9 protein-coding genes are annotated in these 8,232 nt (G+C 55.4%); 4 read left to right on the top strand and 5 right to left on the bottom strand.

The annotated features are described in order from the left end of the window. From B3Z49_RS11030 to B3Z49_RS11020, 3 genes are all read left to right on the top strand, one after another. On the top strand, nucleotides 1–249 hold a 249-nt coding region (locus B3Z49_RS11030), incomplete at its 5' end, for a phosphoribosyltransferase family protein (RefSeq protein WP_296990813.1). A gap of 127 nt (nucleotides 250–376) precedes the next feature. Continuing rightward, nucleotides 377–823 carry a hypothetical protein gene (locus B3Z49_RS11025; RefSeq protein ID WP_008890907.1) on the top strand — a complete coding sequence of 149 codons (447 nt, stop codon included), beginning with the start codon at nucleotides 377–379 and terminating at the stop codon, nucleotides 821–823. A 140-nt stretch (nucleotides 824–963) separates the two neighbouring features. Then, nucleotides 964–1,506, top strand: a complete 543-nt coding sequence (locus tag B3Z49_RS11020) for a Panacea domain-containing protein (protein WP_040823914.1) — start codon at nucleotides 964–966, stop codon at nucleotides 1,504–1,506. Nucleotides 1,507–1,537: 31 nt separating this feature from the next. Here B3Z49_RS11020 and B3Z49_RS11015 read toward each other — a convergent pair whose 3' ends face one another. Next, nucleotides 1,538–2,587: a ChaN family lipoprotein gene (locus tag B3Z49_RS11015; RefSeq protein ID WP_296990810.1), complete on the bottom strand. Its 1,050-nt coding sequence runs from the start codon at nucleotides 2,585–2,587 to the stop codon at nucleotides 1,538–1,540. Nucleotides 2,588–2,622: 35 nt separating this feature from the next. After that, on the bottom strand, nucleotides 2,623–3,777 hold the full coding sequence (locus B3Z49_RS11010) for a trans-sulfuration enzyme family protein (protein ID WP_296990808.1): 1,155 nt from the start codon (nucleotides 3,775–3,777) through the stop codon (nucleotides 2,623–2,625). Nucleotides 3,778–3,879: 102 nt separating this feature from the next. Between B3Z49_RS11010 and B3Z49_RS11005 the strand changes: the two genes are divergently transcribed. Next, nucleotides 3,880–5,193, top strand: coding sequence for an NAD(P)/FAD-dependent oxidoreductase (locus tag B3Z49_RS11005; protein ID WP_296990806.1), 1,314 nt, complete (start codon nucleotides 3,880–3,882; stop codon nucleotides 5,191–5,193). A gap of 38 nt (nucleotides 5,194–5,231) precedes the next feature. On the opposite strand, the gene B3Z49_RS11000 is transcribed toward B3Z49_RS11005, so the two are convergent. The 3 genes from B3Z49_RS11000 to B3Z49_RS10990 all read right to left on the bottom strand — a co-directional run. Continuing rightward, nucleotides 5,232–6,083, bottom strand: a complete 852-nt coding sequence (locus B3Z49_RS11000) for a hypothetical protein (protein WP_296990804.1) — start codon at nucleotides 6,081–6,083, stop codon at nucleotides 5,232–5,234. 91 nt (nucleotides 6,084–6,174) lie between these two features. After that, complete coding sequence (locus B3Z49_RS10995; protein WP_296990803.1) at nucleotides 6,175–7,227, bottom strand: MBL fold metallo-hydrolase; 1,053 nt, start codon at nucleotides 7,225–7,227, stop codon at nucleotides 6,175–6,177. Nucleotides 7,228–7,437: 210 nt separating this feature from the next. Continuing rightward, nucleotides 7,438–8,232, bottom strand: a 795-nt coding sequence (locus B3Z49_RS10990; protein WP_296990801.1) for an ABC transporter substrate-binding protein, incomplete at its 5' end; no start/stop codon positions are given.

Here is an 8,232-nt window from a genome sequence, read left to right as displayed (position 1 = left end):
CTCGAATATGGCACCGACGTCATCGAAATCCACAAGGACGCCGTCAAACCGGGCAGTCGTGTTCTGATCATGGATGATCTGATTGCAACCGGTGGTACTGCCCTTGCCGCGATTGATCTGGTCGAAAAGATCGGGGCAGAGGTCGCAGGTTGTGCGTTTATCATTGATCTGCCCGACCTTGGCGGGGCGCAGAAAATCCGCGATCGCGGTATCGAAGAATTCCACTTGGTCGAATTCGAAGGCGATTAATACGCCTGGAAACTGAGGTGAGGGGCAGGAATTGCGAATTTCCTGCCGTATCACTATATATTCATGTATAATGCATGGGTTGAATTAGGTCTTAGCCCATATCGGTCTTTCGCCAAGGCAGAGGAACATGATCGCACCGGTCCAAAACGCACAGACAGTTTCACAGGTTGGCCAGTATGGCCGACTTGCGCCTGCTGGTGCGCGCGGTGTGGCAACGGCCGACCGGGATAATCAGGTTGAGGCATCGTCTCAGAACTATACCTATGACCCCGATGATGACGGCATTCTGTTTAATGCCTATGTCGATGGCAAAAACAAACGTCAATCGGGGCAGGGCAATCCCGGCGAACAGAAAGACCAGCGCACCGAACAGCGCAATCTGTCAGCCGCGCGTCGCGCAAGTGACCGCGAGGGGGCTGTTGATATGCCCAGCGAGATCGATTTTGCCAGCCTGCTTGATCCGTCGATCCCGTTTGATCTGTCGGCCAATAGCGGTACATCGTTTTATGCGGTGGTCAATGCGGTGGCCCATGGTGTAGGCGTGCGCGGCAAGCATCTGGATGCGACCGTTTAGGCGGGCCTGCTCATAGGCACTTCAAACCACGACTTTCCCCGAAAATTTAAAAAGCTGATCGGTGATGCTTGTTGGTATCTGCCATAGGTTTTATGATCCTTGGCAACACGTGATCGTATCCCATGACCATCGGGCACAGCATGAAGAACAAGCCGGTTCTCAATACGGTATTTGATGCCGCATTCAGGTTCATTGACCTCGCACTCAATGACAACGAATACCTGCAGCCGCAAAAACTGCATCGTTTGTTGTATCTGGCGCAGGCCTATTACGGTGCGAACTATCACGGCAACATGTTGATGCCCGCCATTTTTGTCGCCGAGGAATTCGGCCCGGTCGAACCGAACCTTTATGCCGTGATGGAAGAATCCCGGCCTGATGTGCGGCTGAAATCGGTTGATCCGAAAACTATCCATTTCCTTGAAAGCATCTGGGCGCAGTTCGGTCATCACACGGTCGAACATCTCAGTGTGACCGTGCGCAATCATCCGCCCTTTACCAAGGCCTACAAGGAGGGGATCGGAACGATCATCCCGTTCGATGAACTGGTTGAATTTTATGCCTCGGTCCGCAAAACTGCGACCACGCCCGAGGCAAAGGAAGTCGTGCGCCCGCGCGTCATGCGCTCTCACAAAGGCAAACCGGTTGCGACCACCGACTGGTTACCGCGCAAGATCAAGTAATCCGAAAAGCTTGGCTGAACGGGTTTTGGGGTTATTGCCCCATTCCGAGGTTCTCGCACGGATCGCCACGCGCGATATCATTGGTAAACCACATGAAATCGATGTCGTCGGGCGCCCCAAACCGCATGGCGTAATCCTCGATGCTTGACGCGTCCGGGCCGGGATCATCGGCCTCGATCAGGCTGACGACTGCGATATCGCGTGCCTCAAGATCCGGTTCATAGCGCTGCAAATGCCAGGGGGTGGCAATGCTGTGGCGGACATGCATGGCACCCGCAATCAGGAAGGCACCATCAATGCCGTCAATATTTGCCGCATCGCTCATCGCACGCGCAAGCGACGCATCGCGGGCAAACTGAACGGCGGAAAAACCACCCAGCATGCTTTTGGGCAACATATTGCAATGTCCCTCGGCGATTTCGACATTGAAGCGATCCAGTATTTCTGTCGGCATATCTGGCAAATCAAGCTTGGCTGCCAGATCATCGGGCAGGGCATCGTTGCCATTGCTGATCATGGGTTTAAGCAGATCATCGGGCAGATTACCCGCCACCATCATCAAACCGTTGTCGCGTGCAGCCTGCGCAATTGGCGCATAGTCATGCCATGACGGCCAACCGCGATCTTCCCACGCCATCGCCGGACCGAGTTCCGAAACAGGAAGCGTCTGCCAGCTGTCTTCAAGCGATGCCTGCTGATCACGGGTAAACATTTCCCAGACAATCGCACGCTCACGCTCATCCGACTTGCTGAGTGCATTGACCAGCTGTGCCTGATGGTGATGGTGGATGGGATTGTCGTGTTTTTCGCCGATCAGAATGTATTTGCGACCTGACAGCCGTTCGACCAGCGCATCAAACATGATGTATTCGCCAGCCACCACGTCAAAAATCAAACCCGGCGCCGGGGGCAGGGCATTGACGTCGGTCAGGCTGCCCCGGGGGGTATTGCTATCATGTGCAACCGTCGGGGCGATGGGAAGGATAGTCGATGCCAGCGCAACCACAGAGAAACCGACACTGCGTTTGACAGCACGTGTCCATGATCTGACTGCGATTTGGATCGGCATCGACTTGGGCATCGATCAGTTGATTCCTGATTGAAAACGGATGTGTCTTATTTGCTTAAGCGCAAGGCCGTTTCAAGGTCGTTAACAAGATCTCCACAATCTTCGATCCCGACCGAAAGACGCAGAAGGTCTGCCGGTACCGGGCTGGTCGGACCTTCGACCGAGGATCGATGTTCGATCAGGCTTTCAACCCCGCCAAGCGATGTCGCGCGTTTAAACAGTTTGCACTGGTTGTGGAAATCAACCGCACGCTTTTCACCGCCCTTGACGCGCAGCGACAACATCCCGCCAAAACCATCTGACATCTGCTTTTTGGCAACGTCATGGCCAACATGGCTTTCAAGGCCCGGATACTGAACCTGTTCGATTTCCGGGTGGTTTTCGAAATGCTTGGCAATCGCCATGGCATTGGCACTGGCACGCTCCACACGGATCGAAAGGGTGCGCATCCCGCGCAGCAAAAGCCATGTTTCAAACACGCCCAGAACGGCACCGCCCGATGCGTGCTGTTTGCAAACACGCTGCCAGAATTCGCTGTCCTTGGCAGTGGTCAGCGACCCCGCCAAAACGTCGCTGTGACCGTTCAGATATTTGGTTGCCGAATGCATGACGATATCGGCACCAAAATCAATTGGACGGGTCAGAAGCGGCGTGGCAACAGTGTTGTCAACAACCACAACGGCACCAGCGGCCTTGGCAAGTTTGGCAACAGCGGCGATATCGGTGATTTGCCAATCCGGGTTGGCCGGGGTTTCAAGCCAGACCAGCTTGGTCTTGCCGGCAACAATGTGTTTGTCCCAATCGGCAATATCGGCGTTATCCACAAAATCAAATGACAGTCCGGCACGCACACCACTATCAAGCATGAAGCTGCGCAGCGCCCAATACATCACCTTGGGGGCAACAACATGATCACCCGGGTTCAACGCATGCAAAACAGAAACGGCAGCCGCCATGCCCGATGCAAACAGGCGGGTTTCAGAACCGCCTTCAAGTTCATTCAGGACCGCACAGGCCTGGTCATAGGTCGGGTTGTCCGCACGGGTATAGCAGCGCCCGTCATGATAACTCAGATCTGTGTTGCGTTCGAACGTGGTTGACGGATAAAGCGGCGGCGTGACGGATTTGGTGGCTTCATCGACCCAGCCAAGCGCCTGTGCACTCACGGTGGCGGGGGACTGTTTTTTTGCATGATCAGACATGGTGGCACCTGATTTGGTTGAGATTTGTTGGCGCGCAACATAACGTGGTTCCCGCCACACACCAAATTGAATTGCCACCAATATTCATCTTTAGGTCCCCACATGACGAATTATCCCAAAATCACCCTGCCAAAGGAATGCGACGTCGTTGTCATCGGCGGCGGTATTCACGGGTCATCTTGCGCCTATTACCTGACCAGGGCCGGCATGAAAGTCGTGCTTCTGGAAAAGGATACCATCGCGTCACACCAGTCCGGTCGTGCCTGGGGCTTTGTCCGCCAGCAGGGGCGTGACCCGGTTGAACTGCCATTGATGATTGAATGCAATAAAATCTGGCAAGGTCTTGAAAAAGAACTGAATGCCGATCTGGAATGGCGCCAGGGCGGGGTGCTGTTTGTCGCCCGAGATGACAAGGAAATGTCGGAATTCGAAGGCTGGATTAACGACACCAAACACTTTGGCATCGAAACCCAGGTCCTTGACCCCAAGGGGGTCGAAAAACTGACACCGGGGATCACAACACCGGGTGTTGGCGGGATCTACACGCCCTCAGACGGGCAGGCCGAACCGAAAAAGGCCGCCCCGGCAATTGCCAAGCGCGCCAGTGAATTGGGTGCTGTGATTGCCGAGGGCTGCGGCGCGCTTTCGATCGAGACAGAGGCCGGCGCAATCAGTTCGGTGGTATCCGAACAGGGCGAAATCAAATGCAAATACGTCATCTGTGCGGCCGGGGCTGCGACGCATAAATTCGTCGCCAAGTTCGGGCGGCGTTTGCCGCAACAAACCACGCGCGGTACCGTGATCCGCACCACACCGGTACCCGGCATTTCGGCTGCGGGCACGCTGGCGGCTGGGCTGGCGTTTCGGCAACGCGCAGATGGGTCGATGAACATCGCCGATGAATTCATGACCGACATTGATTTGACACTGGGCCGGTTCAAGTATGCGCGCGATTTCATGCCGGGACTGTTTGACAACTGGGCGACCTTCAAGTTCCACTTTAACAAGCGGTTCTTTGATGATCTGGTGGATCGCCTGCCGGGATCGGATGCATCAAGGCACCCCATGATCGTACGACGCACCAATCAGGCGGAGCCGTATGAGGTGCGGGTTAAAAACGCCATGCGCAACCTGCAAAAGGTCCTGCCACAGATCAAGAAAGTCGGCATCGTTGATACCTGGGCGGGCGACATTGATGTCACCCCGGATGCGGTGCCGGTGATTGATCAGTTCGACAACCCCAAGCATTTCTTTGTCGCATCCGGTTTCTCGGGCCATGGCTTTGCCATGGGGCCGGTGGTTGGCAAGGTGCTGGCAGACTGGATCACCACCGGGCAGCCATCCATCACGCTAAAGGGGATGGAGCTTGCCCGGTTCGAAGACGGTACCCGCCGTGTGCCGCGCACACGGGTCTGATCGCGTGTTCTGAAACTGATATTATTGGGCAGGGGCGGTTACAGGCTGCGTGCCAGACGCAGGATAATCGCCCCGCCCAGCGTCATCATGGTCGAGGACAGCTTCACAAGATTAAGCTTCTCGCCCATGAAGAACACCCCGATCAAAAGGGCAAAGACAATGCCTGTTTCGCGAAGGGCGACGACAAGCGGGATCGGCGCCTGTGTAAAGGCCCACATCACAGTGGCATAGGCCGCAAAGGACGCGGTGCCGCCAATCGCAAAGACCTTTTTGCCAGATCGCGCGATATCGGCAAGGATGCGCGGGCGCACGAAGGTCACGATCAGGGCAAAGATCACAACGTTGCCAATTGTCTGATAGCTGTAATAGCCAAGCGCCGTTCCGGCCAGCCTCGCACCGGTGCCATCCACCAATGAATAGCTGCTGATGAAACAACCGGTAATGATCGCGGCAAGGGCTGCATTGCGGTTGCGCATGCCATCGGCTTGTCGCGTTATGCACATGCTGATGATGCCAACCCCGATGACAACAATCGCCAGCCACTCGCTGACATGCAGGGTAACCCCCATGATCAACACGGACACCGCCGCAACAATCAGCGGCGAAGACCCGCGTGCTATCGGATAAACCTGGCTGAGATCGCCCAAACGATACGCCAGGATCAGAAACAACTGATAGCCGATATGAAGCCCAAGCGAAGTCAGCAAATAAGGCCAGCTTTCTGGGGCGGGAAGGTCAACAAACGGCAACAGGGTCAGAACAATCGGCGTATGACCCAGCACGATTGCCGTCATGTTCATCAGTTTGTCCGAACCACCCTTGACCAATGCATTCCACACGGCATGCATCAGGGCAGCGCCCATTACAGCAAGAAAGACAGTCAAACTCATGGCGGGGCAATCAATGTTACGGTTTTGTGACGCAATCATTGATGCTTAGCATGCAGTTTGAAAAACCACCAAACCGAACTTGAAAGAGCAGCTATGAGCCAGACGCCGTATGCTCGACCTTTTGCGTGGTTGTTGATGCGGGGGCGGCTTTGCCATCAAAGAACCGGGTCGCCCCGATTGGTGGTGCAACGAAATCGCCATCTGCAATCCCGCTATCCCTGCGGGCCGCTGCCAGTCGGACCGGCGGCTCATCCACCGGCTCAGCCGTCAGAACAAACGTCCCCCAATGAATGGCAAGCGCCTGTTTGACGCCCATTTTCTGCATGATTTGAATGGCTTCTTCGGGGTTGCAGTGCGCATTACGCATGAAGTCGCGCGGGTCATAGGCCCCGATTGGGATCAGGCCGAAATCAATCCCGCCGTGGATTGTGCCCATTTCCGTAAACAGGGCTTCGTTCCAGCCGGTATCGCCAACAAAATAGAACCGGTAGCCATCGCCGAATTCAAGGATATAGCCACCCCAAAGCATTTCCTTGCGGTCCTTGGTGGTGCGGCTTGACCAGTGGTTCGATGGCACATGGGTGATTTTCAGATCATCGTGATGATGACTTTCATCCCAATCCAGTTCGACATAGCGATCCGCACGAATGCCCGCCTTTTCCAGAAGTGCACCATTCTTCAGCGGCAAGACATAACGCGGCGCGTTGCCAAGCTGCGTCAGGCTGGCCAGGTCGAAATGGTCATAGTGATTATGCGACAGCAACACCAGATCAAGCTTGGGCAACTGGTCGATGGCAAGGCCCGGTCGGGTATAGCGTTTCGGTCCAACGCGTTTGAACGGTGATGCGCGGTCGGAAAACACCGGATCGGTCAGAATATTAAGCCCACCATATTGCACCAGAACCGTGGCATGCCCGACCCATGTGACTTGCAGGCGTTTTGGGTCCGGGTTGTGGATGGCGTCATGATCAGGTGTTTCGCTGGGGATTTTACCGACCTGATGCTTGGCCTTTGGCCAGTTATCATCACCGAAATAGCGCCGCTTTAAGAAATGCCAAAGCGACCGTTTGACCGGATCAGGCAGGGGGTGACGGTTTTCAAAGCCGCTATCTGTGTGATGGGCTGGTTTTGTTTGCTGCTGCACTTTTGGGTCCTGATCCGGTTTGAATGTGGTCGCCATTCTGCATTTTGTGCGGGTGACCATAAGGTAACTGGGAATTTGACCTGCGCAAGCGAAAGGCCGGAAAGCGGGACACACATTCCGGCCTTTCTTGCTGGTCTGCCCATGCGGGGTGCAGACCAATGCTTTCGCAGTTGCCGGGGCGAGCCTTGCGAAAGCAGGGGGGACTGAATTTTATTCGATCACGGTCGCATAGCTCTCAAGCGCCGGGCTTTCGGTGATCAACCCCTGTTTGACCATGTAATCGGCAAAGCGGGCATAGCGCGCCTTATCAAGGGCGGCCGGACGCAGCGCAAAGCGCGGCAGGGTATCGGCCCATGCCTTGATATTGAGTTCATCATCAAGGTTCGGATAGGCGGCAATAAAGGCCTGCCAGCTGTCATCAGGATGGTTGATCAGGTACTGCACACCTTCTTCAAGGGCAGCCAGCATGCGGGCATAACGCGGGTCATCGACCTTGTCGTTACGCACGGTCAGGATCAGCTCGTCATAGGGCGGAACGCCTTCTTCCTCGACATAAAATGCCTTGCCTGGCTTGCCTTCGATTTCCATCTGGTTGAGCTCGAAATTGCGATAGCCGCCAATGATCGCATCGACCTGACCGGAATAAAGCGACGGCGAGAGCGAGAAGTTCACATTGATCAGTTCGACATCGTCAATCGAAACCCCGTGATTGCCGAGCATGGTGCCAAGAAGCGCATCCTCAAAACCGGCCAGCGAATAGCCGATCTTCTTGCCCTTGAGATCGGCGATTTCCTTGATCGGGCCATCTTCAAGAACGATCAGGCTGTTAAGCGGGGTTGCAACCAGTGTGCCGATACGCGTCAGTGGCAGGCCTTCGGCGGCCTGAACGTGAAGCTGTGGCTGATAGTTCACGGCAACATCGCCCTGACCGGCGGCAACAAGGCGCGGCGGGGCGGACGGATCGGATGGTTCGATCAGTTCGACATCCAGATCATGATTGGCAAA

Origin of the sequence: Thalassospira sp. UBA1131, from assembly GCF_002311515.1 — a bacterium.
In the GTDB taxonomy this organism is placed as follows: Bacteria; Pseudomonadota; Alphaproteobacteria; order Rhodospirillales; family Thalassospiraceae; genus Thalassospira.
Note: the sequence above shows the minus strand (reverse complement) of the source record. Positions and strands in the feature narration are given on the sequence as shown.